Source organism: Lysinibacillus agricola (assembly GCF_016638705.1).
GTDB classification, from domain to species: Bacteria; Bacillota; Bacilli; order Bacillales_A; family Planococcaceae; genus Lysinibacillus; species Lysinibacillus agricola.
This window is the reverse complement of the sequence record NZ_CP067341.1, coordinates 3,863,713-3,890,404: the sequence shown is the minus strand read 5'-3', so window position 1 is coordinate 3,890,404 and position 26,692 is coordinate 3,863,713. Positions and strand designations below refer to the sequence as shown.

Genomic DNA, 26,692 nt, shown 5'->3' with positions numbered 1-26,692 from the left:
TAATTTCATTCAAAATTAGACGGAAACGTTAAAAAATGTTATGATGCCAGAGAGGTACGTACAACTTGTTGATAGAAGGAGCGTCTGATAAAATGGAACAAAATTTCGCACGTATGATTGATCACACATTATTAAAGGCTGAAGCTACAAAAGAGCAAATCGAAAAATTGTGTGCAGAAGCAAAACAATTTAACTTTGCTTCTGTTTGTGTAAATCCAACTTGGGTGAAATATAGCAGCGAGCTTTTACAAGGCTCAGATGTTTTAGTTTGTACTGTAATTGGCTTCCCTTTAGGTGCTAATACGCCAGCTGTTAAAGCGTTCGAAGCGAAAGATGCGATTGCTAACGGTGCAAAAGAGGTAGACATGGTTATCAATATCGGTGCATTAAAGGATAAAAACTATGACCTAGTGCAAGCAGATATTGCTGCAGTTGTTGAAGCGGCAAAAGGCAACGCACTTGTAAAAGTAATTATTGAATCTTGCCTTCTAACTGAGGAAGAAAAAGTAAAAGCATGTGAACTAGCTGTGGCTGCAGGTACTGACTATGTGAAAACATCAACAGGTTTTTCTACTGGAGGCGCGACAGCAGAAGATATTGCCTTAATGCGTAAAACAGTAGGCCCAGATTTAGGTGTAAAAGCTTCTGGCGGTGTACGAAGCTTAGAGGATATGCAAAAGATGATTGACGCTGGAGCAACTCGTATTGGAGCAAGCTCTGGTGTAGCTATTATGAACGGATTAATTGCAGATTCTAATTATTAATAGTAATGAAAATCCTTATATAATAAGGACTACGGGGCTGTTCGTTATGAACTAGCCCCACTTTTAGCCCCAATTTCATTTAAACTTTGACTAAATGCTGCTACTGATGCCTCTTCCATTTCCTTAAGAACATGACCATATATTTCGTAAATCATTTTAGGAGTGTTTCCTAAACGTTCTGCTATGACCTTCACATTCAGCCCACGATTCAATAAAATAGTACAATGCGTGTGTCTTAAACCATGTAAAGTTATTTTTGGAAGCCTGGTTCTTTGAATAATCTTATACATGATTTTGGCTGTGTTGTTAGGTGCTATAGGCTCCCCTGACAAATGTGAGATAAAAACAAATGTATCATCATTCTCGTATTCATCTTCATCCATCAGTTTTAGTCCATACGACAACAATTTTTGCTTACACCATTTTTTATAGGTTTCTAATTGCTTCATAACAGCTTCTTCCACTAGAATGGTTCTATAGCTGTTTAGTGTTTTAGGCGTATGGGTACCACCATAATCCCTGGAACGTTCAATTGTTATTGTATTTTCTTTAAAATTAATATTTTTCCACTGTAATCCGCATGCTTCACCGCAGCGCATTCCTGTATATGCAATTGTGAGTAAAAAAGTGTAATTTGTGATGTTTTCATTTTTTTTAGCATCGTTCAAAAAAGTTACTAGTTCAACCGGAGTGAGGTAATTTTCTTGTTTCTTACCCGTCTCATCCCGCTTTGAATTAGCTGGTAGCACAATATCAACAAGTGGATTATGAAGCAATATTCTTTCTTTAATGGCCGCATTTATAATCGTTTTAAAGACATTATGAGCTTGATGTACTGTACTAGGCTTGTACTGTTTCGCTAACACGTCTATAAAGTTTTCTTGATAGATAACATCATCAAGGCTTTGGAGCTTATAGCGTCCTAGCAGAGGCTTAAAATGAAGGCGTATAGCTTTCTCACGGATGAGAACTGAATTATCGCTCCATTTTTTCTTTTTACAATTCTTCTCAAACCATAGATCTACATAATTATTAATAGTTAAGTTTTCATTTTCAATATGTTTAGTTTCACCGCGCAGCGTTGCAGCCTTCACTTCCAGAAGGGCTTTCAATGCTGCTTTTTCTGTTTTAAAGCCACTTTTCTTCTTCTCTTTCCGCTTTCCTGTAGCATCATAATACTTATGGCGATACATCCACAATTTCTCTTTGTTTGCATTGAAATAGTGATAAATTTCAGGTTCTTTCGTTGATTTATATAATTTCACCTTGTCCATTCCTTTCATGCTTGGCGGCGTATGTACAGGAATAGGTGAGTTTAAAAGTTATAAAAACTATCTATTAAAATTTTTTAAATACATCTGATTGAAGATTTACTTTTATGCTTTGCTGGATTCCTTTTTCAAGATTCTTTTGGAATATGTCGTCGTTATCAAGAGTGTCTTCGTTAATTTTTTTTATTAAATAGGATTGTAGTTCATGATTTAATTTATTTTCAAGATTTTTGTAGATGTCTTGATGAAAAGATGCACTAATTTTGTTGTAGATTTCGTTAATAAATATATATTTTTCATTTTCATTATCAAATTCAATTGTCAAAGGAATATTAGCAGCAAATATATCTGGATTGTCTAAAAGAAGTTCTACATTATTAATAGTTTTGCCAAGTAGGTCAAAACTTTGAGTGTGTTGATTCCTTTTTACATCCATTATTACATCTATATCAACAGTTGTAATACTTAAATGGTTTTCTGTAATAAAACTATCTGTCGAGCGTTCTTGTAAAGAAAACATACAGGAATTGATTTCAACAAAAAAATCAATGTCTAAAGGCTCATACTCATAAAATTCACATGGTGTAATACCAAGATACTTGCACAAAGTATTAATTGTCTCCATTCGCATCATTTCACTATCGTTTTGAGCTATTGAAGTAATGGTGTTCCTCGATATTCCTGTATCTTTTGCTACACGTGTTATTTTTAGTCCTCTTTCTGCCATTAATGCGGCTAAACGATTTCTAATCATTTTAATACCACCTTCCATAATGAAAATATATCAATAATTAAGCATAATGACAAGTTAACTTAACTAATCGCGAATTAAACTTGTGTATTTAAAATTACTATGGTAGAATTCGTTAAAAGTAAAAACGACAAGGAAAGTTATCGTTTTGGTTAGTATATTGCTTTATTGATAATAAAATGTATAGTTTAGTTGTCGTTATATCTTTTAAAGGAGGGGTATGGGTGAAAAATAATTTGCGTTTGTTAATGGCTCAGAAACACATAAATATTACACAACTTTCAGAAGCAATAGGTATATCCAGAAATGCAATTGCTAGTATCTATCATGAAAAAACTACTCGCATGGATATTAAAACAATTACTTTGCTTTGTAATTATTTTGAATGTACGCCTAATGATTTGATTGTCATTACGAAAGGAGTGAATTGAGATGTTACCAGCAAAAATTGAACTTCAATTAGATAAAAAGCAGATTCAACAACATATCGAAAAACAACTCGACGAGTCTATTCAAGCGCAGCTTTGGCTCGTATCGGTGGAGCGGCTTGCACAGTTAACGGACATGTCAAAGCGGTGGTTAGAGGATGAGATACTAAACGATCCACGGATGAGAGCTATCGAGCGTAAAAAGAATCGCAAACGTTGGTATTTGGCGCAACAGGCTTTCGAGGTAATAACTGAAATCACATCAGAATGGTAAATAAATAGCTTGGCGGCGTATGCATAGAAATTAACAAATGATGTGGCTTTGAAAGAAGGTAAAAACGATTGCAGCCCATTCATGGTGAAATGTTGACACAAATAAAACTCAAGGTGGTGAAATAGATGAATGAAGAATATTTAATTGGTCATATAACTGTGCATTTTAGCGTAGATATTGTTTCCTTAGTGCACAAAGTACATGGCCGTTTTTCGTACATGGATTTAGTAGAAGGTGATCTTATCGAAGTAAAGGAGGATGACCAATACAAGGTTATTACTATTAAAGATATATTAGAAACACTTGTTGAAGACGATTCAAATCAGGTATGGAATCACGGTTCATCAATTTATGAAGGGGTTCAAGTTAGGGTGAAACTAGATCCTCAAGGAAACAAACTAGCTGTTTTAACTGAAAAGAGCCTAAAAATAAATAAAGTAATGTTTGCCCTTAAACAAGGGTTCATAACTCATGAAGAAGCTACACAAGCATTTTTGCAGCTTGAATTAAAAGACGATCATTAAAAGCAGGTGAGGTGATGAATAAAGGAGCATTCCAAGTCAGTCGAACGATATTTGAAAATGATGTGTGGACTGATGTAGTTAAGTTTAGATTGTTTTTCTACATTCTTGGTAAAGCCACCTTTTCTGAAAACGGAATAAAGCATGCTGGTATTCATTTAGAAAGAGGGCAATATCTACGTTCTTTAAGGAGTCTTCAGGATGATTTGGCCTATAGAGAAGGTAGAGGAAATGCAGAAAAAAAGTATCCTCTAACGACCATTCAAAGGAAAATTAAATCACTTGAAAAAGAAGGTAGAATAACAACGAAATCAACAGAATATGGAACACTGTTCACAGTCGTTAACTACGCATTGTATCAAGGTTTAGGCAACTATAAAAACGATTCAGTGGAACAGCAATGGAACAGTGATGGTACAGTAACGGAACAACGATGGAACAATAATAAGAAAGAGAAGAAAGAAAAGAATGATAATAAACATATTCATGATCTATTCGATCATTATTGTTCTAAAAATATTGTAAATCATCAAAAACTATCAGAGCCTATGCAAAGAGCAATCAATGCAAGATTGAAAGATTATAGTTTTGATGAATTAAAAAAAGCGATTGATAATTATGCAATCGTATTTGCTAGTGATGAATATTGGTTTACACATAAATATTCATTAGCGGACTTTATGAGAGACAAAGATATTAGGAAATTTGTTGAAGAAGCAGATCCATTAAGCAACTTTAAAAAGGATAAAAATAATAATGATTTTAGACAGAAACATGATCCAAGAGATAAAGAAATAGCATTCCAACGATGGATGCAAGACGGAAATGATCCAGATAATTTTGATTGGAGTGATTGAAAAATAAGTTATCAAAAGTAAGAAGCGAGGATGATATCAATGGAACTATTAAAACACTTAACAAGAGCAGAGAAAGTAAAAATTCGTAAAGCTGTTGTAAAAGAATTGGCACGTTATCGACTTTCAAAATTTACTGTAGAGAATTCAGATAATGATAATGTTGCCTTTCACCAAATGATTGAACGAGCTATTGAGAGATTACCGACACCAGAACGCTTTCTAATTGAAGCAAGGTATTTGTCAGCTAATAGTGAATACTTGACAGATTATAACGTCTACAATTTAAAGTTTGATCCACCAATAAGTTCAGTGACTTACACAAAGATTAGAGATACAGCTCTGATAAAGATTTCATTGTTTTTAAATCTTGATACAGGTGTGAAAATTGAAGATTTAATTCACACAAACTATCCAGTTGAGTTTAGTTGAAAGGAGGGTGTGCTGCATGAACCAAACCACAATTTCAGAAGATTTCGGTGAACAATTAGCACTTATTACAGCTGACACACCTTATGCAATTGAAAGTGATTCAGATACTTTTGTTTCAGAACTAGAACAAAAAGTAAGGAAGTATATGTATTCATTGTGGATGGATGCTCAGGCAAACAAACTAGCAAACTATTTGGAGAAAAGACAAGCAGCACACTTTGCTCAGCTGTACGAATTTAGTTATGGCGTGTCTATGTATGATAGCGATCAATCTATTTCGAGTAGGTCGGATATTCTAGCATTTATGATTATTGACGAGAAAGCATCTTACAAGAAACGGCTAGAACGTATTAGGCTTCAATACAAACGTTTTAGAGAGATATGCGAACTATTAAGTGTAGAAGATAAAGAACTGTTTATACGCTATTTTGAGCAGTCTCAGAAGGTAGACTATGAGACTTTAAGGAATGCTGTGATTAGAAATCTAACAACAATAAATGTAAGGTACAGCCGTGATGAACAAACGGCAATACCTAAAAAGTGAGGGAATTGAATTATGAATGAAGTACGTTGCACCACATGTAGTAAGCTTTTATTCGCAGCTGATGTCCAACATGAAGCGTGTAAAGAATCGCCTAATATTGAGATTGTCTGTGTTCGATGTAAAACCAAGAACAAATATAAAAGAAAATAATTTAGAGACTCATGAAGTCCAGTAGCTGCACAGCGATGTGTATGTTATTGGGCTTTTCTTTATTAGGGGGTGTGGTAGTTGAGTTCAATTAGAAGTCCGGCCAGCTCATGGGTCCTTCTGAGACTTTTTATCCGTGCGGGGCTTGCGAGCCCCAAAAGTGGTCTATTTTTATTCAAAAAATTTTACTTTCGCTTTCGCCTGTGGGAGCTAAAAGTCATAACTTTGAAAAAAGCACTTCATCTAATGCTTTAAAAAATGAAGCAAGGATCTAAGTATAAAAGCGAAAGTAAGGTGTGTATACAAAACGAAAGTAAAGAAAGGAATTGAGAAAATGAATATTAACATACGCGGTCCAATCATTTCAGATAGCGAGCAGCAGATTTACGATTACTTCAATATTCCTGCTACTAGTCCAGGTGTAATTAATAAACAACTGGAAACTGCTAAAAAAACAAGGTCAACGAAAGTGAACGTTTTAATAAATAGCGGGGGTGGTTCTGTTTTTAGTGCCTCAGAAATTTATACAGCACTTAAATCATTTTCTGGAGAGGTAGTCGTTCAAATTGTGGGTGTGGCTGCATCTGCAGCGAGTGTAATTGCGATGGCCGGTAGCCATGTTGAAATGTCCCCAACGGCTCAATTAATGATTCATAACGCAAGTGTTTCTGTACATGGTGATTATCGTGAAATGGATCATACAAGTGAGTTTCTCAAAAATATTAACAAGTCTATTATGAATGCTTATACTGCCAAAACTGGTTTAAATGAAGCGAAATTAAAGTCCATGATGGATAAAACAACTTGGATGAATGCCCATCAAGCATTGGAATTACGCTTTATCGATTCTGTGATGTTTGAAAACGAACAAAGTGCTACTGCAAGCATTAACATACCACATTTAGTGAATGGTGTATTACCACCAGAGGTTATTGAAAAAATGAGAAATCAGTTATCAAATAAGCGCTCATTCACTGCATCCAATACAACAGAAGATTCTAAATCAACAGAGAGGCAACTGATAATGGCACACGAAAATATGTTAAAAGACAAACCTGTGATTAATTCTTTGCCAAAGAATAACCCTCCTTCATATAGCCGTGAAGAAGGTGAGTATGCAATCAATGTAATGAAAACAATGAAAAATTTGAATACAAAAGGGATCAACACTAATGATCTTACTACAAATGAGGTTTTGGAAGTTCAAGGTCTAATTGAAGCATTTGTAATTAAAAGCTAATTGATATGTTCAGAAAAAATTATTTTTTTAAAAGAAAGGTGATTACTCATGTCTAAAAAAACAGAAGCAATAGAGGTTGTAAAAAGCACATTAAACAATTTTTTTGATGAAACTATGAATACAATAACCGCCGAAAAACAGCGTTATAGAAATGCTGAAAATAAAGTAATTGATGAAATTAAAGATTTATTAAAAAATGCGACATCTGCTACGCTTCATCTTAGAAATAAAGTAGATGATATTAAGGGGAATATTGAAGAATTATCAGAGCAACAGCAAAAATTAGCGCAAGATTTAGCGGTAAAAGAAATTAAAGGCGATCATAAGAGAGCTACTGAATTAGAAGAGGAATTAACGAATGTAACTGCAAAGAAAATGGCTGTTCAAATGAAACTAGACGTTTTAGCAAAACAAGAAACGGATATCAGTGTAGATGAAAAACAAAAATTCTTAACATTAGTCAATTCATTTAATAATATTGTGTTCGACTCTTCACCTGTGCAAAAAGGGTTGGATATGTTAGATAGTTTAATTCAGCAGTTAACGTCTTATAAAGAACAAGTCTCACGTGAAAAGTACATGGCCACTCAACAGCCAGAATTAGAAACTATACTAAAACGTGTGAATACTGATACTCAACTGGTGGATGCCATCGTTACTTATGAAGCTCGTCAATATATTAAAGAGACTAAACAACACAAACTACACAATTATCCAGAAACCCGATTTATAGCGATGTGGTTAAATGATGAACAAAGTGGTACTTTCACAGAATTCTGTCAGAAATACCATCACATAGTATCAAATCCAAGTAATGAATTAATCTATTATGTAAATCGAGGTATTCGACACAATGGTGATCAATACAAAATAGGCAATGTATTAACAACATATGATTTAAAACGATTTAAACCAGAAGATATAGAGAGTTTAGTAGAAAGTGGTGCAATTAGCTCGGAAAGATAATGACAGGTTCGCTTGTAACTCTATTTAGTTTGACAGGGCCACTCTTTATGAGTGGTCTTTTCAAATGGTTAAGTGTGCCAAGGTTTATAAATGAAGTTTATATATGGGTTTTTAATGAGTAGGAAGCCCGTACAACGTTTTTAATGATGAAAAGGTATAAATATAAGCGTAATTGTCAAAAAGGGTGAAATGAAGCTCGAAATAGGTAAAAATAATTGTAGAATTCAAGTACCCGCTTTGAACTGTTAATGTATAATATAGGAAAAATATAAAGGGTGATGGTTTTGAGTTTGAAAGGATATACATTTAAAGATGCTTCAGATTTTATTTATTATTTAAATCATTTATTAATTCTTACTTATAATAATTTAGAGGTTTATGAAAGGTTAATAAATAAACTAGGTAGATATATAGAAGAGAAAAATTTGATTGGAGACCAACAACAAATTATTACTTCCATTGATTATGAAGAATTTCGAGCAATGTTAGGTTACCAATCAAATTATTTAAACAATTTGATTGGTGATCATGCAGCATTTGGCTGTTCATATCAAAATTATAGGAAAAATATTGAGTTAAATGCTGTTGAACTTAATTTAGGATATGTTGAGTTATCGCAAGATCAAAGGGAAGATTTGAATAGAGTTACTACGGCTAGGAATTGGGGTAATCATGTACCAGTATCATTAATTAATTCTACTTTGCAAAAAGCTTATAATGTACCAATCGACTTAACAAAACCTATATATACTGCTCATTTTAATAATTATGATGGTGCTTGGTTAATAGATATGTATCAGAGTAGTTTAAATAGTTTGGAAGGGTATAAGATTATTTTTGAAACAATGAAAGAAGACTATTCAAAATTAACTGGACACCCATGTACTATAGAAAAACAGTTATATGAAATTCGTGATATGAGAGATTTGATAATCCCAAAAATTTCTGCAGATATTCAAAGTAAAAAAGGAATAACTAATGAAGATATTCGTAAAGAATATGAGCAAAACTAATCTAATAAGATAATAATGAAATGTACTTCGTTTTAAATTCTAATTAATTTTAACACATATAAACAAGTGACCAGGCACTCGTTAGATCGAGTACCTGTTTTTTTGTGTTTATTCACTTTGTAATTCCTTTTCTCGTGCTGCTATCAGATGCTTTAATCGATCACTGTTTTGCTAAAAATTTCTATTGAAAAAGCCACTCTTTTGAGTGGCTTTTTGAGGACTTTTAATTATAACGAATATCTATTTGTACACCTAATGATAAATTAGAGTTAGTTACTACCTTCTCCTTGTCTTTTTCAAAATCATACTCAATTTCTTTGGTTTTCCCTCCGACGTATTGAGCTACTATATTAGAAATCTCTTTATTCTCTAATATATTTTTAAGTTTTTTTGTACACTTTTTCGGAACATAACCAACATGGATTACATCATCGTTGCCGTAATCAATCAATATTTTTATCGCATTTTCGTCATATTCGTTAGTTGGTTCTGGGATGAATTGTATTTCATCATTGGCAAACTCTAAATCTTCAAATTCACGAATTTCAAATACATAATCTAAAATATCTTTATTAGAATATCCTCCATAAAGATCTATACTATTTTCTTCACAATACAATTTCCCATATCGTGTTAATGAACGCTGTATATCTTTATTTTTATCGTTTTTCATTGTTACACCAGCAACATTAAAGGTAAATAAAGTGTGTTCAACTGACGCTTGATTATGGTTGATTGTAGATACGTCTACTTTTAACTTAACAGCAGAATCTTTTCTTTCTGGCTCTTGCTTTTCAATAGGTGTATCAATTGTTTGCTTTTTAGAGAATAATTTTTTAAACCAATTCACATTAACGACCTCCATTTATATCCTATTTTAGGTAAATGAGAGTAAAAAGTACATGCAAAAAAACAGACAACTGTGATTAGTTATCTGTCTCATCAATAGTTTTTGATTGATTAGTTTTTTCAATTACTTCTCAAAAGGCTGCTTTAATTTCTTCAAGCGTATAACCAGCTTCAAGTAATTCCTGAGTAGTTTGTTCTAGTCTGTTCATTTAATTATCCTCATTTAATTTTTGTTTATCTCCAAGATTAATAATATTGAAATTTGCTAAAAGTATCAAAAGAACCGTATTTGTAGGGACATATAGTAAGGCTGTAGAGCGTTTGAAGAATAAGTCGACCAAATTTATTATCTGTGGAGAACAAAACACAGAGATAGCGTTCGGTGCCGTTTTACAACTGACTTAATGACCGTGATAGTCTTCTACAATCAATAGTTCAATGTGAACCATCGTTAGATAATTGGCTGGAATGGTAGGAGAGGAAATAGAGATAGGAAAATATTACCGAATAAATAGAATGTAAGGTATTATTAATTTAAAGGAGGTTTTTTGGGAATTATGGAATATCTATAAATACAATAACTGTTCAAATTTCCAAATGCATATTTAATTAATGACGCATGAAACTAAGGAATAGGAGAAAATAATATGTATTTTTCAATTAACGCTTATAAGTATTTACTTGGTCTTGAAGATACTTTTCGTTTAACTAAAAACGGAGAGTGGAGAAAACAAGAGGATTTTAAATTATTTGACAAAGAAAAAGATATGTTTTTTGAAAGTTTTCAAGCGGCTGATAATTGGTTAAGAATTAATAGACCCTTAACTATCAATGGCGAAAACGTTGAAAACGATGAAACTGTAACCGATCTATTAAATGATAATTATTCGTTTGAAATTGTTGCGCACCGTATTACGAAAATAAAAAATCCGATTTTTTCTAGGGAACAATTAAAAGAAGTTCTTATTAACGGTAATGATAATTATTCAAATTCCCTCGTAATCGATTATGAAGGTACCCCAAAGTTAATACCTCTTATTTCTATAGCACCATTAGAAGTTATAGAATATCCTGTTCGTTTTGAAACATTTAATGCGGGAAATGGTTATGTTGGAGTTCAAAGTAATTTGAATCATTTAGATCAAACTTACTTAGCGTTACTGGAAGCCTGGTATATGCACGTGGAAACAGGACGCTCATTCTATCGTGACTATGTGAGTGGTGATTTATCAGAAGAAGAGTTAATTTCTAATATAAAACACGAAGCAAATCAATTAGCTTAAGCTTCTTTGTCTAGTAAATTGGAGCTCTTTTTTAAATAAATCATAAATAGCCCACCCCGTGATGGGTGGGCAATAGAATAGCTTTTATCAAAACACTTACTTCGGTAGGTGTTCTTTTATTGTGGTCAATTATAAAATGTGAAAAGTGTAAGTAAACATGGCAAATTGGAATCAGGTACACCAGCAATGTTTATAGAGGCAAAAGCATTTTTAACACAGGCTGTTAAAGAGAGTGTTATTTAGCAAGTCATATAAATGATTTAAAGAATCGTACGATGACAACGGATTGCTTGTTAGTCTTTATATTACAATTCTGCAAAGACGAATTAAGTAAAAGTAAAGACCGCCTTATCCACTGATTATTGTGGAGGGCAGTCTTTTTGTTATTATTTTACATAGTAATAACTTGCTTTAATTTGTTCTAACTCCCATCTTTCGTTAGAAATATAAAGAACTCCATTTTGTTCAGAGACTACATTACCGTTAATAACTAACTCATTATCCAATGCGTCTTTAATAACTATTTTTTCAATTCCACGTTTATTATTTTCAGTTAGTTCTCTTATGTTTTCTGCAACGTAGACACTTATTCTAGGAATTAAAATATATGTACCAATTACTAATAAACCTATTGGAACCAATGTTATTTTTTGTGTATTCTTAAGAAACAATAGAGGAATCATTTTTTGCCCAATTTCTAAAAAATCACTTAATTTAGGGAATTGAATTTTAGAATCAATCATTTTATCTTTAAAACAAAATGTTGATATACCGCTAATTATTACAGTACCACTTATCCAAATAGTAATTGTCACAGAATTTTTTAATGGAAAATATATATTAAACATACCCAATAACATTATTACAAAAAGTGTGGTTGGTGGAATAATAAATAATAATTTTAAAAATGTATTCTTATATGGTATTTTTCCAACAATCAAACAAGAAAGAATAAAGGATACAATCAATAATATCTCTAAAGTTTCTTCTTGATCATTAATTTTCGTCAGGAAAAAAATAAATACTAAAAATGAAACTATAATACTAACTGAAAAACCACTAATAATTTTAAACGGGTTCTCTATAAGTGTTTTAGCAATTAATACTGACCCAGCTATTGATAAAGGTAAAGTCCAGATAATTGAAAAATTTAATATTGAATCGAAGTTTAATTTAGCAACAAAAAAATATGTAAGAAGGACATGAAAAACACAAAGCGCTACAATAGCTATAATTTTTTTTATCCATTCTTTTTCCGTTATTAGGTAAATTATATACATTAATAATGCTGAAGAACCAGATATTATAATTCCTGTATAAGCTATAGTCTTGTAGTGAAACGGAATAAACCATCGTATTATTTCAAAGTTAGAACTATAAGAATCGGAATTCCCTCCAAAGTAATATCCATATAAAAAAGAATATGTTGTTAAATAGGAAAGGGATAGTATGACTAGCATAGCTAAACTTATTATTCCGAAAACCTTAGAAATACGTATAGCTTCTTCAAATCTTTCTAATTTTTGTTTGTTAAATTGGTAACTTACCGAAGCTCCGGTGAATAATTCCCATTCTAAATTTCCTAAATCACTTCTGTTTAAATAGTATGCTAAATTTGTTTGTTCGAAAATTGCATTTAATTTGTCTAAAAACACATTTTCGGAATAAAAAGAATTAATTATTTCCAATATTAAATCTAAAAAATAATAAAATGGCTTTTTCTTTTTTTATCTTTTTAAAATACATTTTTATTAGTAAATCATTATTAGAGTTACTTTTATCAGTACGCATAGTTGTTAGAGAAGATAATTTTTGTTTTATATCTTCTAGATGTTCATTCTTTTCACTGAATAAGGTGATTAAAAGTTCGATTAATTCTATAGGTATTTCGTTAGTTTTATATTTATTTGATTTATATAGTCCGTAATTAGGATGTTTTTTCAAGAAAGGTGAGTCGACTTCAGTCATAAAATAAATCCCCTTTTATTGTTAGTTATCAAATATATTGATCAATAAGTGTGACTTTCTATATGAATAACCATATTTAAATAAGATCCTGTTTTGTTTATTCATAGATATTCAATTTGTAATAAAGCTTTATTTGGAATGCTTTTCCCATAGCCGTCAAAACAAGTATTGCAGTCTAGATTCAACTCAAGACTATGATATTTGTGATATAGAAAATTAATTACAACTCCTAAGTGATACTCTTCTACGTCTGTAGTTTCAAATTTAACAATACAAGGTAAAGTAACTTTCTTAAATTTTGTTAACAAATCAAAACCATACTTTTCTTGGAATGGAAAACAAATATCTTCAATAATCTCTGGAACACCTAAATAATTGTGATTCCCTATTTCTTCTGAGTGGAATGCCACTTCACGTATAAGCATCGCAAAGGGCCCGCCATGTATCTTATCAGAGGCCTTCATTCTGTATAAAGAAGCAAAATGGCTAGGACAATCTGATTCCAATGACTTTCTGAAAATATTCCATTCATCTTTAGGTAAAAATCCTTCCTGTAAAGTAAACAGCAAATCCCAAAGGTTTTCTAAATTATCATTAAGTGAAAGTAGTCCTTCTTTAAAATTGTTGAATGGGGTGGTTCTGGATAGATGGAACCAAAAAGTTTTATCATATTGGAATTGAGAGAAATTGCTCATCTCTTTTTATTTTTTTAAAAAAAGTGCGTCAGCATCAATCCAAGTATTATCTTCATAATAATCGTCTAAGTCGAATCGATTAAACATATCTATCAGATCTTTTTTCTGAATACCTGTTATCACCTTAATTGACCCAAACATAGTATTATCATTTTCACAATCTAAAATCTTCATCTTACAACCTCCCTCTATATTTCCATTTTTAGAAACTATGAGTTGGAAGTACACATAAAAAAACAGACAACATTAATTGTTATCTTCTTCCACATTTATAAAATGTCCCACCGCAATGTCTTATTGTTTAAATCACGAAATCCATTGGGCGAGTAAGCGTGAAGCTATGAAATTATAATCTTAATCATTTATCTTTAAATCTTTTAAAACATGCTCTTAATAATTAATATATAAATTAAGCAGCTGCAGAAATGTAGTTGCTTTTTATATTGCCCAAAAGAAAAACACTTTCAGCTGCATGATCAGCCGAGAGTGTTTTTTGTCATTCCTCGATTAATTCCAATAAATCACTAATCTCACATTCAAGCGCCTTACATAACGCACCTAACGAATCACGTTGGTACTGTTTAGCATCATCGTTATACATTTTACGAACAGTTTCAAATTTTAATCCAGATATTTCGGCGCATTTGCGAATGGACATTCCTTTTTCGTCTAAAATTTTCTTCAAATTCGATTTTGCACGTATCCCCATTAAGACACCTCACTTAATTGATAGTTTAAGTATATAAAATAAAAATACAAATGACAACAAAATATAGTTGACAACAAAATATAGTCAATGGTATATTTGTGACAATAAAACATAGTCAATTTCGGAAGACCATCAAAGATTAGTCGGTGAATGGACAAGAAATAGCCGACATGCTGCAGGGAAGAGAGGTGAAACACTATGACATATTTTGGTTTTACAATTACGCGTGAGGATGAAGCGAATTTTCCTCAATTCTCGAATGTAACAGAGGCACGTGCTTATTTCCAAAAGCGCTATGGTGACAATTACCATTTGGGTGATTGGGAGTATGTTGATTTTGTAGGAAAGGTTTATTTTGACGATGTAGACGGACAACCAGTACAAATCGGTGAAGATGGTTCGGTCCATGTAGTTTATTAATTTCTTAGGTAGTAGAAAGTGAGGTGAAAACGGTGGCATTTGAATACTTAGCAACTTACAAAACATTTGATTCAATAGCCGACATGGATTCGGCTGTTGAGAACCACATGGCAACACACTACTACGATTTGACTGAATCAGAACGTGCCATCGTTTTCAAACTTGCTAGTCATGCTTTGGAATACCCAGGAGCATGTCATTTAAAAGCTGCAACAATTGCTACATCATTGGAGATAAGCACGAAGACAGTTTATCGTGCTATTTCAAAACTGGAATCACTAGGTATTATCAAGAAACAGAAAACTACGAAGGAAAAGGGAGGTCGTGGTGCAAACATATATATTATTTTGCCCAGCCAATCTGAAACATGCGAAGATCCTGCTGAGCCTATCGAGGAATGTGAGGTTGTTCCATTACAAGAAGCCTATAACATGGCTCATGCCGATAGGGAAGCATGCAAAGAGTTCATGAATGAGTATCAACAAATGCTATTTGAATTTATGCATTCATTACCTATCCCAGATAACTTTAAGGATGATCTACATAAAGTGGTACTAGCATCTAATGTAAGTAACATTCAGGAATTCATATTGGCCAAGAACACCATTTTTAAAATGGCTCAAGATATTAAAGAAGGTGTACTGACAGTCACTAAAACAATACGTGCCATATTCGTAGGAGCTCATAAGAAGGCATTACAACGTAGAGAGAGTCATCCCACAAATACATCATCTATAGGTCAAAAACCTTTAAATGTGCATACAGTGCCTTTCTACAACTGGCTAACTGATAAAGATGGACCAACAGAAACATTTTAATAAGAAAGGAAGTGAATGCAAATGAAAGTAACGGTTAAAGAATGGCGTGTAATGTCTGATTGTAACAAACAATTACTTTTGAAGGCAGTCGCAACTAAATAAAACATAGATGAAAAGGGGAATAAGAGCATGCAGCAACATACACAACACATATTAGAAACAGTCGTACAAGAAAATAGCCACAGTGTTTATGGATTATCAGCGCAAATGATTCAATTAAAAACTGTACAGAATGAAGTAGCTCGTTTACTAAATAAACTTGATGACATTACACATAAAGGTTGGCATGAAGATCGGGGCCTAGCATGTATATCTATTTTACAAATTCAAGATTCAGTACGTTTAATTGATATGGCTTTCTATCCATTGTTTAAAGAAATGTCACAAGAGGTTGATACCCTTAACATTCACGCCCAGGAACTATTTGAGACAGTGATTGAAAATGAATCTGAGCAATCAAGTAGGGCAACTCCTAAGCTTGATATAAACAGCGTAGAAGGTTGGAATGCTTTTGCCATGGAAGGAAACATAAAAACATTCACAAAAGAATTTGGTAGGGAACCAGAAAGCTTTGAGGAAGTGTTAACGTATATAACTGAAACCGTAAATAAGGTTATGGATAAAAACGAGGAAAATAAAAAAGCCGATGCGCTAACATCGACTAATGAAAACATTGCAAATTGACTTTATCAAAAACAGAGAGCAGCTTCAACTATTATTGTGACTGCTTCCATTGATACAAACCAAGATTAAGTTGGAAGTAAGTTTTTAACTAGAAGGAGTTTACTCTTTAACATAATTAAAACTGTAAGTGTTAAATAGTTAGATATATATTAGTAAATTAGAACAAACCTCTACTTTGATTTAAAATTGAGAAGTATTGAAGTTGCCAAAAAATGATTTTTTGGGTAAAATGAGTGCAAAGAGAATGGGGGTAATGTTCGTGGATGAAATTAAGGTACCAATCGATTTAAATAAGTTTATTGATTCACAAGTTCCGAAATCAGTTAGAAGATTTATTGTGCCAATGATTCAACAAGCTTATGAACTTGTTGAAGCTAGCATACAAGAGGTGTCCTTTTTAAAATGGGCTTTAGGCAAGATGCACAGGGGGCATTTAGATCACTTAGCGGTTCAATTTGTTTTATATGAGGCATGTAAAAAAGGAACGCTAGGGAACATTACTGCCCAAATTATGCCTAACTCTATTAAGTCAGCCTATCATGTAGAACTACGCACATCAAATGTAATTATATGTATCAATAGAGCTAAGGATGAACATACTACTGCAAGAAAAGCCATATATCGCTCTTTTTTACAAACAAAAAATCAACTGTATTACCATTTTGACAAACAGGAAATACAGGAGGAGCCGGGATATTTAGAATTAACTCATAATCATGTTGAAGGTGAGGTTAGTTTTATTAATATCGGTGTACCTAATGGAAAAGGAAGATGGGTAGAAAGAATTAATCTTACTAAAGAACTATATGCTCTTGACGGTTCTGATAAAGAGAAAGAAAATGAAATTGAAAAAGAACAACTAATTAGATTTAAAAATTTTGCTCAAGGAGTGCTTGAGGATGGAGGGAAAAGTTAATACAGATAAAGTTTTCCAAGGAGAGAGATTGAAAGAAGCAAGAGAAGCAAGAGGTTATACGATAAGAGAATTGACAGAGAAGATAGAATTAAATAATCATCAGACTCTTTCCAAATATGAAAATGGTAAGGCTATTCCACCTGCTGAAGTTTTATATAAAATAATGAATACATTAGATTTCCCATTTAATTATTTTTTTGAAAAAGAAAATTATGATGACATGAATAATATTGTTTTTTTTAGAAGTAAAGCAAGTACCACGGCTAAATTAAAAAAGATGCATGAAATTAAAATAGAATGGGTTATAAGAATTTTTAATTATCTTGAAAGTATCGTCGATTTCCCACAATCTGATTTGCCACAAATCGAAGAAAAAGAGCCGAGCTTTTTTAAACCTAGAGATTTTGAAGAGATCGAAGAAATTGCTTTAAATATGAGGAAGAGATGGAATTTAAGTAATGGACCTATAACAGATTTAACTCATTTGTTTGAAAAACATGGAATAGTAGTAAGTACTATTGATTCAAATGACTATTATGTTGATGCATGTTCAAAGTGGGTTGGAAATCGGTTATTTATTCTTGTTGGAAATGAAAAAGCATCACCTTCTAAAATTAAATTTACATTAGCGCATGAATTAGGGCATTACCTATTACATCATAATATTACAAAAGAAGAATTTAATACTAAAAACATCTATAAACGCATGGAAGAAGAAGCTAATCATTTTGCCTCTGCATTCCTTTTACCTGCAGAAGTATTTTCAACTGAATTGGTTACCCATACAATGGATTACTATTTATTATTAAAAAGAAGATGGCAAGTTTCTATCCAAGCCATGATTTATCGTTCTAAGGAACTTAACCTTATAAACGATTATCAAGCATCTTATTTGTGGAAACAAATTTCTAAAAGAGGATGGAGAACAAAAGAGCCCTATGATGATGTATTATTAAAAGAAAGGCCCATTTTATTGAAAGAGGCTATTGAATTAATCAATACACATAATGTGAAAACAAAAGTAGAGCTACGTGACGAAGCTAAACTAAGTGCCGATGATATTGAAGCAATAGCTACGCTTCCACAAGGGTATTTCAGTCAATATACAGGCAAAGATAACGTTATTTTCTTTTAAAAAAATTATTCATCCTAAGATTCTTTATTGTTAAAAATTATCGTATTTCGTATATTTCTCAACTATTTGAAAGCTTAGTATCCCGTATTATCTAAAATTACCAGCAAAGCTAAATAGCCTTGCTGGTTTTTCTTTAGTGTGCCTTCAATGAAATCGTTTTATAAACTAATTAAAAATTTTCCTAGTTTTATTAAAATAAATGCTATAAAAAAAATACTAATGCCAATCCCTATAATTCCCCATTCATTATTTTTATCGTTTTCGTCGTCCCATGCCGCTTGAACATCTATGTCATCGAAGTATCTTTTTAGTTTTAGTACAGAATCTAAATACGTCTGGTTATTAATTATGTACTCTTCAACATTAATAATAATTGGTGAAAACTCATCATCTCCAAAAAAGCTGTATACCCCCAAAGGATTAGAATTCAATTCTTCTTTTATCTCAACTAAGATAACTAAGTATTCAGTAGTTAGTATAGAAGAATATTCGTTCATAAACTTATTAATTACATCTTTAATTTGTTGTTGATATTCAATCATCAGTGTAAGTCTCATAACTTCTTCATCTTTTACATATTCACACATTACACCATCTTCTGTTTGTTCAAAGTAATTTTTTTTAATAATAATGATATCTTTTTGAAAATCCTTATGAACATTTTCTTTAAAGTATGGGGCTAAGTCTTGAAACATAAAATTATTTTCTGGAAGATCCTTAGTGAAATGGGTATCATGCTTGTTCATAATTAAATACTTGTATTTCTGCAATATTAAATTAATAAGCCTTTTATGCGGGCGTTTAATAATTCTATATAGCTTACTTTTTTCATTAAAGATTTTCTTCCTATCAATAATTTTAGTAATTAAAATTGTACTTACAACCAAGCTTATTACATCAACAAACGCACTTGGTAAAACCGATGCCCAAAATATCGAAGCATCTTCTATTTTTAATTGATTGTACAACCAGCTAATTAATACGAGAATGCTAAAGCCAATAATAATTATTATTGGATAAGCATACTCACCCATGATCTTTTTCAAACAGTTTCCTCCCTCTATAAATATTGATACATCAGTTAACTGTATAGGGTATATTATATTTGATATCATCATAAATAAAAAAGATTGAAGCTAATTTGCTTCAATCTTCCATACTCACGCATCCCTGTACACACGCTCGCCGTATTTTTTATTAGCCCCAATCTAGCCCCACTTAGCCCCAAAGCAATACAATTTTATGCTTTACTTTGCATTATTAAAAAGTACATAAAGAAGGTATAAAGCTTTAAAATAAAGGGATTACAACCCATTATCTATTGAGTTTGCAATGAAGTAAAACTACAGATTCTAATTATTAAGAGTAATAAAAAATCTTTATATAGCAATTGTTAAGGGGCTGTTCGTTATGAACTAGCCCTTTTTTATTTGAATTTTGACTAAATACCGGTCCGAATGCTGCTTCCATTCCCATAAGAACATGCCAAAGATACGTAAATCATATAAGGTGCGTTCCTTAAATGTTCTGCAATGATCTTCATATTTGAATAAAGATTTAATTTACCTCATATACTCCACTGATGTAATTGATTACAGAAGGGAGGATACAATGTTTACGCAATATAAATATTGGAAGCCTTTTATTAGCCCATTCGATCCATGTCCACCTATAAGGGTTAAAAGTTTTTCTACACCGCCTCAATTATATATGGGTTTTCAACCGCCTGGGCTACCACAATATCAAACCCCTAAAGAAGCTCTCAGATCTGGCACGTTATGGCCTCAATTATTTAGCCCCTATCCGAATCCCCAAGAAGGAGGGATGAAGAATGAGTAAAGAAATGCCACCAGAATTTTATAAATTACTTGAAGAAATACAAGCCATTGATTTTGTCATAGTGGAATTAAATCTTTATTTAGATACTCATCCTCACGATTATGATGCTATTCAACAATTTAACGAAAACACTGAAATAAGTATGCGACTGAAGGTTGAATTTGAGCAAAAATTTGGTCCGCTTATGAATTTTGGGAGAAGTTATTCAAATTATCCTTTTAATTGGATTGATACACCTTGGCCATGGCAAGTCTAACTTCTTTCAGCAAATGTTTTAGTAGCGAAAGCAAGGCGTCAGCTACAATTGTTTTGGTAGCGAAAGCAAAGCGTCAGCTACAAATGTTTTAGTAGCGAAACATCTGCTGAAAAAAAGGAGTTCTTTGTGCAAGCACGAAGCCTATTCCGGACGCAATGATGCCGAGGCATCATTGATTATGAGTACCTAGGAGGAATTATTTTTGTGGTATTATGAAAAGAAGCTCCAGTATCCTGTAAGGGTGAGTACATGTAACCCTATGCTAGCTAAGTATTTAATCGAGCAGTATGGTGGTGCAGATGGAGAATTAGCAGCAGCACTTCGGTATATGAATCAGCGCTATACTATTCCTGATAAAGTAGTGGGATTGTTAACCGATATAGCAACAGAGGAATTTTCACACTTAGAAATGATTGCCACGATGATTTATAAACTTACGAAGGATGCCACTCCAGAGATGCTAAAAGAGGCAGGTCTTGGAGAACACTATGCCAATCATGACAGGGCATTATTTTATCAGAATGCAGCTGGATCACCGTTTACGGCAACTTATATTCAGGCTAAAGGGGATCCGATTGCTGATTTGTATGAGGATATTGCAGCTGAAGAAAAAGCACGAGCGACCTATCAGTGGATTATTGATTTATCTGATGACACTGATTTGAATGATAGCCTGAAATTTTTACGTGAACGAGAAATTGTCCATTCTCTACGTTTCAGAGAGGCTGTAGAGATTTTAAAAGACGATAGAGATAGCAAGAAAGTCTTTTAAAAAAGGTAGCTGGCTGTTTCGAGGGAAAATTTCCTTTTGACACAGCCTATTTTAATCTAATCCTTTTTCTATTCAATATTTGAAAATACAGTAAGATCTTTTCTGTGACCGATCATAACTAATATATCTCTTTCTTCTAAAATCTGTTCAGTAGAGGGCAAAATGGTAATATTGCCATCTCGAACTATGGCAATTACACTGACATTATATTTTGCTCGAATGTCTAAATCTCGTAGATTTTGACCGGCCATTTTAGCAGGAATCATAATTTCCTCTATACTGTATTCTTTTGACAATTCAATATAATTTAGCATATTTGGTGAAAGAAGCTGATTGGCTACTCGTTCCCCCATATCTCTTTCAGGGTAAATAATCCATTCGGCACCAACTTTGTCTAACACTTGCCCATGTCTTTTTCCAAGAGCCTTTGCAATTATCTTTTTGATTCCTAGCTCTTTTAATAATGAGACAGTTAAAATACTTGATTGCATATCTATACCTATGGCGACAATGACACAATCGAAATTTCTTATCCCTATGGAGTTTAGTGCTTTTTCTTCTGTCGTATCAGCAACTACTGCATGTGTAACATAAGGTTCGGCATCTTCGACTCTTTCCTCATTAATATCGATTCCTAAAACTTCATGACCAGCTTCATACAATTTGCGGGCTACGCTTACTCCAAACCTACCAAGACCTATGACAGCATATTGTTTGATAGTCATTGTACTCATCGCTCCTTTATCATGGTTACCCAATCATAATCTTTCCTTTTGGATGACGGAAAGCCTCTGTTTTCCGACGATTTGTGATGGCAAAGGCAATTGTTAAGGGGCCTAATCTTCCTGCAAACATTGTTAATATGATAAGAAGACGGCCGCCAGTTGATAGCTCGGGAGTTAGCCCCATTGAAAGTCCAGCGGTTCCAAATGCAGAGGTAGCCTCAAATAAATACATCATAAAACTATGACGTTGCTCAATAATACTTAAGACAATGGTAACAAGTACGACAATCATCATTCCACACATTGTGACTGTTAAAGCTTTTAGAATCGTGTCATTAACAATTCTACGTTTAAAAAGTACAACATCTTCTTTTCCTTTTATTTGACACCACATCGTAGCAACTAAAACAGCGAAAGTCGTTATTTTAATACCCCCAGCAGTCGATCCAGAACCGCCTCCGATAAACATTAGCCAAATTATTAAAATTAGTGTTGAATGTGTTAAATCACTAATAGGAAGGGTATTAGAGCCAGCAGTTCTTGGTGTAACAGCCTGGTATAATGAACCAAGAAATTTGCCCCATTCAGATAATGGTCCAAGGGTTTTACTATTTCCGTATTCAAATAAGAAAATTAAAAGCGTCGAACCGACTGTTAAAATAAGCGTTGTAGATAATACAATTTTTGTATGCACTGAAAGTCGTTTTGTTCCGCGGTATTCATATAGTTCATTTATAACAATAAACCCTAAGCCTCCAATCGTAATAAGTGCGCAAATAGTTAATACGACGAAAGGATCATCAACGTATTCTGTTAAGCCCTTAAAGCCACCCATTAAATCAAATCCGGCATTATTAAAATTCGATATGGCATGGAAAAATCCGAAATAAAAGGCTTTACCTATAGGCATATCGAAAGAAAATCGAATAGATAATATTAGGCCACCTATCATTTCAATTAGTGCAGTAAATAGCAGTATCCTTTTAACCAATCTAACTAGACCAGCTATTGTAACGTTATTAAATGCCTCCTTTAACAAAAGCCTTTCTTTTAAAGAAATCTTTTTTCCTAATAGCAAAAATAATAACGTCGCGAACGTCATAAAGCCTAATCCACCAATTTGGATAAGAAAAAGAATAATTAATTCTCCAAATATCGAAAATGTATCACCGGTATCTACAACAACCAATCCTGTTACACAGGTAGCAGAGGTAGCAGTAAATAAAGCATCTAAAAATGAAAGACCTTTACCATCAGCCGTTGCAATGGGGAGTGTTAACAAAAATGTTCCGATTAAAATGATAGTGGCAAAGCCTAGCACAAGAATTTTTGGAGGATTTAATTTATTTTTTAATGTTTTCATTTTTTTCTCCTCATTGAACGATTAATTTTAAATTATGTTTGTTTATTGTTGTCCAAAAGCAAGCTGAAAATTCTTACGGTAATCAAACCAAAAAATTCACCATATTATTTCGTACACTTTCTATTGACCATTTTTAGACAATACGTTATAATTCTTTAGTACACAGCAGATGGTTATTTGCCTATTTGTGTATTGACGTGTGTTCGGAGGGAGGGAAAGAGAGATGTCAAAAACTGTCGTTCGCAAAAACGAATCGCTTGAAGATGCTCTTCGCCGCTTCAAACGTACTGTATCAAAAAGTGGTACAATTCAAGAAGTTAGAAAGCGCGAGTTCTACGAAAAACCTAGCGTTAAACGTAAAAAGAAATCAGAAGCTGCACGTAAACGTAAGTGGTAATTTAATTTCCCATTAAAAATCCCTACGTTCATAACACGCAATTGTATGATTCACTGAGCAGACAAAAATATACCTGAAATTAATCCATTTCGATTAATTTCAGGTATTTTACATTCTGCTCAAATATACGTACATATTGGAGAAGCCGAATGTGATCACTGCGATTCATTCGGCTTTTTATGTTACATACTAATTGCTATTAAAAGTCCCACAGATTAAAAATTCACTGTATAATAAAATTATTAAGATTTGTGAAACTTTTTGCATGGTCAGTCGTATATACAGAAGAGAAGCATGTTAGAAGGGAGGGAAAAAGATGCGGAGACGGAGAATCCTCAGCTATTTATTAGTTATTTGGATGACATTTTTGTTAGCGTTTCCATTAACGTCGGCTTTTGCAAGTAGCAAGGTCTACCACATACCTATTCATAACGAAGTAGAACGAGGACTTCACGCATTTTTAGAACGAGCTTTTAAAGAGGCGGAAGAAAACTATGCAGAGGCGATTATTTTAGACATTCATACGCCTGGCGGTTTCGTGAATGCAGCGGGTGACATTGCTATGCTTATGGATGCGACGGATATACGTACGATTGCGTATATTAACAAAGACGCGCATTCTGCAGGTGCCTTTTTAGCCTTACATGCGGATGAAATCTATATGGTGCCAAATGGAACGATCGGGGCGGCTGCAGTTATTGACTCTGCAGGAAATGCAGCAGACTTAAAGGCTCACAGTGCATGGGTTGCTCAAATGGAGGCAGCTGCAGAATCGAAAAACCGCATTCCAAAATATGCACGAGCAATGGCTGATGCATCTGTTGATTTACCAGAATTTCGAGCAGAAAAAGGGAAATTATTAACTTTATCTGCTTCGGAGGCAGAAAAGGTTGGTTATTCTAAGGGGACGGTTTCGAATTTCCAAGATCTTTTAAAAGTAACGCAATTAAATGGTAGTGAAATCGTTCCAATTGAACCTACTTTTGCTGAAAAACTTGCTCGTTTTATTACGAATCCGATTATAGTTCCGATTTTATTGTCGATTGCAAGCTTGGGACTTGTAGTTGAGCTATATTCGCCAGGTTTCGGCGTTCCGGGTATAATGGGATTGTCAGCACTTGGATTATTTTTCTTCGGTCATATGGTGGCGGGCCTGGCAGGTTATGAAGCATTACTTTTATTCATTGTAGGCTTAGCGCTGATTGTTGCGGAATTTTTTGTCCCCGGAGGTATTGTTGGTATTTTAGGTGGCGTGTTAATATTACTAAGTCTAATACTGGCAGGTGCAAACATGATGCAAATGATTATAGCGATTTTCGTTGCGCTTGTTGTAGCGATAATAGGAATGGTGATCCTGATGAAATTTTTCGGTAAAAAATTGCATGTTTTAAACAAGCTAGTCTTGATGGATGCGACAACGTCGGAAGAAGGCTATGTGTCTAACGTTAATCGCACAGAGTTACTTGGAAAAGTGGGTAAAACGATTACACCACTTCGTCCAGCGGGTACAATACAATTTGGTAGTGAACGCATTGATGTAGTATCGGAAGGTGGCTATGTTGATGCAGAGAAACATGTAGAAATTATTAAAGTAGAAGGCTCACGAATTGTTGTGAGACAAACAGAAAAAGAGTTGGAGGAATAGCAAATGGGATTTGATTTAGCTTTAATAGGTCCAATTGCCGGTCTAGTCTTATTATTTATTGTTGTCGTGGTATTCTTTACCTTTGTACCAGTGGCATTGTGGATTTCTGCGCTTGCAGCAGGTGTCCGTGTTAGTATTTTCACATTAATCGGGATGCGTTTACGTCGTGTAATTCCGTCACGAATTGTGAACCCGTTAATTAAAGCACATAAAGCAGGTTTACCTGTTACGATTAACCAACTAGAAAGTCATTATTTAGCAGGTGGTAATGTTGACCGAGTAGTCAATGCACTAATCGCGGCGCACCGTGCGAATATCGAATTAACATTTGAACGCTGTGCAGCCATTGATTTAGCGGGTCGTGATGTATTAGAAGCTGTACAAATGTCTGTTAACCCGAAAGTTATTGAAACACCATTTATTGCAGGTGTTGCTATGAACGGGATTGAAGTAAAAGCGAAGGCACGTATTACAGTGCGCGCAAACATTGAACGTTTAGTCGGTGGTGCGGGTGAAGAAACGGTTATTGCCCGTGTAGGTGAAGGGATCGTTTCTACAATTGGTAGCGCCTCTAGTCATACGACAGTTCTTGAAAATCCTGATATGATTTCTCAAACTGTATTAGCAAAAGGCTTAGATTCTGGTACAGCGTTTGAAATCTTATCGATCGATATTGCTGACGTTGATATCGGCAAAAACATTGGTGCAGAATTACAAATTGAACAAGCACAGGCAGATAAAAACATTGCCCAAGCAAAAGCAGAGGAACGTCGTGCAATGGCCGTAGCAAACGAGCAAGAAATGATTGCCCGTGTACAAGAGATGAAAGCAAAAGTAGTAGAAGCAGAAGCTGAGGTACCACAGGCAATGGCAGAAGCTCTGCGCTCGGGTAATCTTGGTATAATGGATTACATGAACTACCGCAACATTCAAGCGGATACAGCTATGCGAGACTCCATTTCAAAAGTAAGCTCAGATAAGTCTGAAACAAATGAACCTAATGCATAAAAAAA

33 protein-coding genes are annotated in these 26,692 nt (G+C 33.6%); 22 read left to right on the top strand and 11 right to left on the bottom strand.

The features are described from left to right. Positions 1 to 92 precede the first annotated feature (92 nt). Positions 93 to 764, top strand: coding sequence for a deoxyribose-phosphate aldolase (gene deoC / locus FJQ98_RS19420; protein WP_053595258.1), 672 nt, complete (start codon positions 93 to 95; stop codon positions 762 to 764). Between the two features lie 44 nt (positions 765 to 808). Here deoC and FJQ98_RS19415 read toward each other — a convergent pair whose 3' ends face one another. Next, positions 809 to 2,029, bottom strand: a complete 1,221-nt coding sequence (locus tag FJQ98_RS19415) for a site-specific integrase (protein ID WP_484502695.1) — start codon at positions 2,027 to 2,029, stop codon at positions 809 to 811. Positions 2,030 to 2,102: 73 nt separating this feature from the next. Then, positions 2,103 to 2,789 (bottom strand): helix-turn-helix domain-containing protein, encoded by a 687-nt coding sequence (locus FJQ98_RS19410; RefSeq protein WP_053595256.1) that lies wholly within the window; start codon positions 2,787 to 2,789, stop codon positions 2,103 to 2,105. A gap of 221 nt (positions 2,790 to 3,010) precedes the next feature. Here FJQ98_RS19410 and FJQ98_RS19405 point away from each other — a divergent pair, with 221 nt between their 5' ends. The 9 genes from FJQ98_RS19405 (at position 3,011) to FJQ98_RS19365 (ending at position 9,205) form a co-directional block, all read left to right on the top strand. After that, a complete protein-coding gene (locus FJQ98_RS19405; RefSeq protein ID WP_053595255.1) occupies positions 3,011 to 3,217 on the top strand; it encodes a helix-turn-helix domain-containing protein in 207 nt (68 codons plus the stop codon). Position 3,218: 1 nt separating this feature from the next. Beyond that, positions 3,219 to 3,488, top strand: a complete 270-nt coding sequence (locus FJQ98_RS19400; RefSeq protein WP_053595254.1) for a hypothetical protein — start codon at positions 3,219 to 3,221, stop codon at positions 3,486 to 3,488. A 125-nt stretch (positions 3,489 to 3,613) separates the two neighbouring features. Continuing rightward, positions 3,614 to 4,012 carry a hypothetical protein gene (locus FJQ98_RS19395; protein ID WP_053595253.1) on the top strand — a complete coding sequence of 133 codons (399 nt, stop codon included), beginning with the start codon at positions 3,614 to 3,616 and terminating at the stop codon, positions 4,010 to 4,012. A 14-nt stretch (positions 4,013 to 4,026) separates the two neighbouring features. Further along, complete coding sequence (locus FJQ98_RS19390; protein ID WP_053595252.1) at positions 4,027 to 4,866, top strand: hypothetical protein; 840 nt, start codon at positions 4,027 to 4,029, stop codon at positions 4,864 to 4,866. A 39-nt stretch (positions 4,867 to 4,905) separates the two neighbouring features. Continuing rightward, entirely contained in the window at positions 4,906 to 5,295 is a 390-nt protein-coding gene (locus FJQ98_RS19385; protein ID WP_053595251.1) for a hypothetical protein, read from the top strand. A 16-nt stretch (positions 5,296 to 5,311) separates the two neighbouring features. Beyond that, the gene (locus FJQ98_RS19380) at positions 5,312 to 5,839 is read left to right on the top strand and encodes a hypothetical protein (RefSeq protein ID WP_053595250.1); all 528 of its coding nucleotides are present in this window, start codon (positions 5,312 to 5,314) and stop codon (positions 5,837 to 5,839) included. Positions 5,840 to 6,320: 481 nt separating this feature from the next. After that, entirely contained in the window at positions 6,321 to 7,226 is a 906-nt protein-coding gene (locus tag FJQ98_RS19375) for a head maturation protease, ClpP-related (protein ID WP_053595249.1), read from the top strand. A 48-nt stretch (positions 7,227 to 7,274) separates the two neighbouring features. Beyond that, entirely contained in the window at positions 7,275 to 8,192 is a 918-nt protein-coding gene (locus FJQ98_RS19370) for a hypothetical protein (protein WP_053595248.1), read from the top strand. Between the two features lie 284 nt (positions 8,193 to 8,476). After that, positions 8,477 to 9,205: a hypothetical protein gene (locus tag FJQ98_RS19365; protein ID WP_053595247.1), complete on the top strand. Its 729-nt coding sequence runs from the start codon at positions 8,477 to 8,479 to the stop codon at positions 9,203 to 9,205. A gap of 223 nt (positions 9,206 to 9,428) precedes the next feature. On the opposite strand, the gene FJQ98_RS19360 is transcribed toward FJQ98_RS19365, so the two are convergent. After that, positions 9,429 to 10,055, bottom strand: coding sequence for an HIRAN domain-containing protein (locus tag FJQ98_RS19360; RefSeq protein WP_053595246.1), 627 nt, complete (start codon positions 10,053 to 10,055; stop codon positions 9,429 to 9,431). Between the two features lie 646 nt (positions 10,056 to 10,701). Between FJQ98_RS19360 and FJQ98_RS19355 the strand changes: the two genes are divergently transcribed. Beyond that, positions 10,702 to 11,337: a hypothetical protein gene (locus FJQ98_RS19355; protein WP_075807263.1), complete on the top strand. Its 636-nt coding sequence runs from the start codon at positions 10,702 to 10,704 to the stop codon at positions 11,335 to 11,337. A 386-nt stretch (positions 11,338 to 11,723) separates the two neighbouring features. On the opposite strand, the gene FJQ98_RS19350 is transcribed toward FJQ98_RS19355, so the two are convergent. The 5 genes from FJQ98_RS19350 to FJQ98_RS19330 form a co-directional block, all read right to left on the bottom strand. Further along, positions 11,724 to 13,025: a hypothetical protein gene (locus tag FJQ98_RS19350; RefSeq protein ID WP_201406516.1), complete on the bottom strand. Its 1,302-nt coding sequence runs from the start codon at positions 13,023 to 13,025 to the stop codon at positions 11,724 to 11,726. Beyond that, the gene (locus FJQ98_RS19345) at positions 13,012 to 13,305 is read right to left on the bottom strand and encodes a hypothetical protein (protein WP_201406515.1); all 294 of its coding nucleotides are present in this window, start codon (positions 13,303 to 13,305) and stop codon (positions 13,012 to 13,014) included. Before FJQ98_RS19345 ends, FJQ98_RS19350 begins: the two co-directional genes overlap by 14 nt. A 101-nt stretch (positions 13,306 to 13,406) precedes the next feature. Further along, complete coding sequence (locus FJQ98_RS19340; protein ID WP_201406514.1) at positions 13,407 to 14,000, bottom strand: hypothetical protein; 594 nt, start codon at positions 13,998 to 14,000, stop codon at positions 13,407 to 13,409. A 6-nt stretch (positions 14,001 to 14,006) separates the two neighbouring features. Next, on the bottom strand, positions 14,007 to 14,174 hold the full coding sequence (locus tag FJQ98_RS19335; RefSeq protein ID WP_201406513.1) for a hypothetical protein: 168 nt from the start codon (positions 14,172 to 14,174) through the stop codon (positions 14,007 to 14,009). Positions 14,175 to 14,496: 322 nt separating this feature from the next. Further along, a complete protein-coding gene (locus tag FJQ98_RS19330) occupies positions 14,497 to 14,709 on the bottom strand; it encodes a helix-turn-helix domain-containing protein (protein ID WP_053595243.1) in 213 nt (70 codons plus the stop codon). Positions 14,710 to 14,907: 198 nt separating this feature from the next. On the opposite strand from FJQ98_RS19330, the gene FJQ98_RS19325 reads away from it, so the two are divergent. The 5 genes from FJQ98_RS19325 (at position 14,908) to FJQ98_RS19305 (ending at position 18,682) form a co-directional block, all read left to right on the top strand. Next, entirely contained in the window at positions 14,908 to 15,129 is a 222-nt protein-coding gene (locus FJQ98_RS19325; RefSeq protein WP_053595242.1) for a hypothetical protein, read from the top strand. A 32-nt stretch (positions 15,130 to 15,161) separates the two neighbouring features. Beyond that, complete coding sequence (locus tag FJQ98_RS19320) at positions 15,162 to 15,947, top strand: helix-turn-helix domain-containing protein (RefSeq protein WP_053595241.1); 786 nt, start codon at positions 15,162 to 15,164, stop codon at positions 15,945 to 15,947. Between the two features lie 129 nt (positions 15,948 to 16,076). After that, a complete protein-coding gene (locus tag FJQ98_RS19315; RefSeq protein WP_053595240.1) occupies positions 16,077 to 16,631 on the top strand; it encodes a hypothetical protein in 555 nt (184 codons plus the stop codon). Positions 16,632 to 16,833: 202 nt separating this feature from the next. Continuing rightward, positions 16,834 to 17,547, top strand: a complete 714-nt coding sequence (locus tag FJQ98_RS19310) for a hypothetical protein (protein ID WP_246494243.1) — start codon at positions 16,834 to 16,836, stop codon at positions 17,545 to 17,547. Beyond that, positions 17,531 to 18,682: a helix-turn-helix domain-containing protein gene (locus FJQ98_RS19305; protein WP_201406512.1), complete on the top strand. Its 1,152-nt coding sequence runs from the start codon at positions 17,531 to 17,533 to the stop codon at positions 18,680 to 18,682. The genes FJQ98_RS19310 and FJQ98_RS19305 overlap by 17 nt, the downstream gene beginning before the upstream one ends. A 158-nt stretch (positions 18,683 to 18,840) precedes the next feature. Here the strand turns inward: FJQ98_RS19305 and FJQ98_RS19300 are convergent, their stop codons facing one another. Further along, entirely contained in the window at positions 18,841 to 19,728 is an 888-nt protein-coding gene (locus FJQ98_RS19300; RefSeq protein WP_053595238.1) for a hypothetical protein, read from the bottom strand. A 565-nt stretch (positions 19,729 to 20,293) separates the two neighbouring features. Between FJQ98_RS19300 and FJQ98_RS19295 the strand changes: the two genes are divergently transcribed. From FJQ98_RS19295 to FJQ98_RS19285, 3 genes are all read left to right on the top strand, one after another. Continuing rightward, positions 20,294 to 20,521 carry a spore coat associated protein CotJA gene (locus FJQ98_RS19295; protein ID WP_053595237.1) on the top strand — a complete coding sequence of 76 codons (228 nt, stop codon included), beginning with the start codon at positions 20,294 to 20,296 and terminating at the stop codon, positions 20,519 to 20,521. Next, positions 20,514 to 20,777, top strand: coding sequence for a spore coat protein CotJB (locus tag FJQ98_RS19290; RefSeq protein WP_053595236.1), 264 nt, complete (start codon positions 20,514 to 20,516; stop codon positions 20,775 to 20,777). The genes FJQ98_RS19295 and FJQ98_RS19290 overlap by 8 nt, the downstream gene beginning before the upstream one ends. 202 nt (positions 20,778 to 20,979) lie before the next feature. Beyond that, positions 20,980 to 21,549 carry a manganese catalase family protein gene (locus tag FJQ98_RS19285; RefSeq protein ID WP_053595235.1) on the top strand — a complete coding sequence of 190 codons (570 nt, stop codon included), beginning with the start codon at positions 20,980 to 20,982 and terminating at the stop codon, positions 21,547 to 21,549. A 68-nt stretch (positions 21,550 to 21,617) separates the two neighbouring features. Here the strand turns inward: FJQ98_RS19285 and FJQ98_RS19280 are convergent, their stop codons facing one another. Both FJQ98_RS19280 and FJQ98_RS19275 read right to left on the bottom strand, forming a co-directional pair. Next, positions 21,618 to 22,274, bottom strand: a complete 657-nt coding sequence (locus FJQ98_RS19280) for a potassium channel family protein (RefSeq protein ID WP_053595313.1) — start codon at positions 22,272 to 22,274, stop codon at positions 21,618 to 21,620. Between the two features lie 25 nt (positions 22,275 to 22,299). Further along, on the bottom strand, positions 22,300 to 23,637 hold the full coding sequence (locus tag FJQ98_RS19275; protein WP_053595234.1) for a TrkH family potassium uptake protein: 1,338 nt from the start codon (positions 23,635 to 23,637) through the stop codon (positions 22,300 to 22,302). Between the two features lie 223 nt (positions 23,638 to 23,860). Here FJQ98_RS19275 and rpsU point away from each other — a divergent pair, with 223 nt between their 5' ends. The 3 genes from rpsU to floA all read left to right on the top strand — a co-directional run bounded on the left by rpsU (position 23,861) and on the right by floA (position 26,687). Beyond that, complete coding sequence (gene rpsU, locus FJQ98_RS19270) at positions 23,861 to 24,034, top strand: 30S ribosomal protein S21 (RefSeq protein WP_004227078.1); 174 nt, start codon at positions 23,861 to 23,863, stop codon at positions 24,032 to 24,034. A 316-nt stretch (positions 24,035 to 24,350) separates the two neighbouring features. Beyond that, the gene (locus FJQ98_RS19265; protein ID WP_053595233.1) at positions 24,351 to 25,679 is read left to right on the top strand and encodes an NfeD family protein; all 1,329 of its coding nucleotides are present in this window, start codon (positions 24,351 to 24,353) and stop codon (positions 25,677 to 25,679) included. A 3-nt stretch (positions 25,680 to 25,682) separates the two neighbouring features. Next, complete coding sequence (gene floA / locus FJQ98_RS19260; RefSeq protein WP_053595232.1) at positions 25,683 to 26,687, top strand: flotillin-like protein FloA; 1,005 nt, start codon at positions 25,683 to 25,685, stop codon at positions 26,685 to 26,687. Positions 26,688 to 26,692: the final 5 nt, after the last annotated feature.

Bases quoted from the DNA above. Each gene is read 5' to 3' on its own strand.
- FJQ98_RS19305 (WP_201406512.1), top strand. From the start codon at position 17,531: ATGGAGGGAAAAGTTAATACAGATAAAGTTTTCCAAGGAGAGAGATTG.
- FJQ98_RS19385 (WP_053595251.1), top strand. From the start codon at position 4,906: ATGGAACTATTAAAACACTTAACAAGAGCAGAGAAAGTAAAAATTCGT.
- rpsU (WP_004227078.1), top strand. From the start codon at position 23,861: ATGTCAAAAACTGTCGTTCGCAAAAACGAATCGCTTGAAGATGCTCTT.
- FJQ98_RS19400 (WP_053595254.1), top strand. From the start codon at position 3,219: ATGTTACCAGCAAAAATTGAACTTCAATTAGATAAAAAGCAGATTCAA.
- FJQ98_RS19370 (WP_053595248.1), top strand. From the start codon at position 7,275: ATGTCTAAAAAAACAGAAGCAATAGAGGTTGTAAAAAGCACATTAAAC.
- FJQ98_RS19290 (WP_053595236.1), top strand. From the start codon at position 20,514: ATGAGTAAAGAAATGCCACCAGAATTTTATAAATTACTTGAAGAAATA.
- floA (WP_053595232.1), top strand. From the start codon at position 25,683: ATGGGATTTGATTTAGCTTTAATAGGTCCAATTGCCGGTCTAGTCTTA.
- FJQ98_RS19295 (WP_053595237.1), top strand. From the start codon at position 20,294: ATGTTTACGCAATATAAATATTGGAAGCCTTTTATTAGCCCATTCGAT.
- FJQ98_RS19315 (WP_053595240.1), top strand. From the start codon at position 16,077: ATGCAGCAACATACACAACACATATTAGAAACAGTCGTACAAGAAAAT.
- FJQ98_RS19335 (WP_201406513.1), bottom strand. From the start codon at position 14,174: ATGAAGATTTTAGATTGTGAAAATGATAATACTATGTTTGGGTCAATT.
- FJQ98_RS19390 (WP_053595252.1), top strand. From the start codon at position 4,027: ATGAATAAAGGAGCATTCCAAGTCAGTCGAACGATATTTGAAAATGAT.
- FJQ98_RS19325 (WP_053595242.1), top strand. From the start codon at position 14,908: ATGACATATTTTGGTTTTACAATTACGCGTGAGGATGAAGCGAATTTT.
- FJQ98_RS19345 (WP_201406515.1), bottom strand. From the start codon at position 13,305: ATGACTGAAGTCGACTCACCTTTCTTGAAAAAACATCCTAATTACGGA.
- FJQ98_RS19375 (WP_053595249.1), top strand. From the start codon at position 6,321: ATGAATATTAACATACGCGGTCCAATCATTTCAGATAGCGAGCAGCAG.
- FJQ98_RS19410 (WP_053595256.1), bottom strand. From the start codon at position 2,789: ATGATTAGAAATCGTTTAGCCGCATTAATGGCAGAAAGAGGACTAAAA.
- FJQ98_RS19340 (WP_201406514.1), bottom strand. From the start codon at position 14,000: ATGAGCAATTTCTCTCAATTCCAATATGATAAAACTTTTTGGTTCCAT.
- FJQ98_RS19380 (WP_053595250.1), top strand. From the start codon at position 5,312: ATGAACCAAACCACAATTTCAGAAGATTTCGGTGAACAATTAGCACTT.
- FJQ98_RS19265 (WP_053595233.1), top strand. From the start codon at position 24,351: ATGCGGAGACGGAGAATCCTCAGCTATTTATTAGTTATTTGGATGACA.
- FJQ98_RS19355 (WP_075807263.1), top strand. From the start codon at position 10,702: ATGTATTTTTCAATTAACGCTTATAAGTATTTACTTGGTCTTGAAGAT.
- FJQ98_RS19275 (WP_053595234.1), bottom strand. From the start codon at position 23,637: ATGAAAACATTAAAAAATAAATTAAATCCTCCAAAAATTCTTGTGCTA.
- deoC (WP_053595258.1), top strand. From the start codon at position 93: ATGGAACAAAATTTCGCACGTATGATTGATCACACATTATTAAAGGCT.
- FJQ98_RS19280 (WP_053595313.1), bottom strand. From the start codon at position 22,274: ATGACTATCAAACAATATGCTGTCATAGGTCTTGGTAGGTTTGGAGTA.
- FJQ98_RS19395 (WP_053595253.1), top strand. From the start codon at position 3,614: ATGAATGAAGAATATTTAATTGGTCATATAACTGTGCATTTTAGCGTA.
- FJQ98_RS19330 (WP_053595243.1), bottom strand. From the start codon at position 14,709: ATGGGGATACGTGCAAAATCGAATTTGAAGAAAATTTTAGACGAAAAA.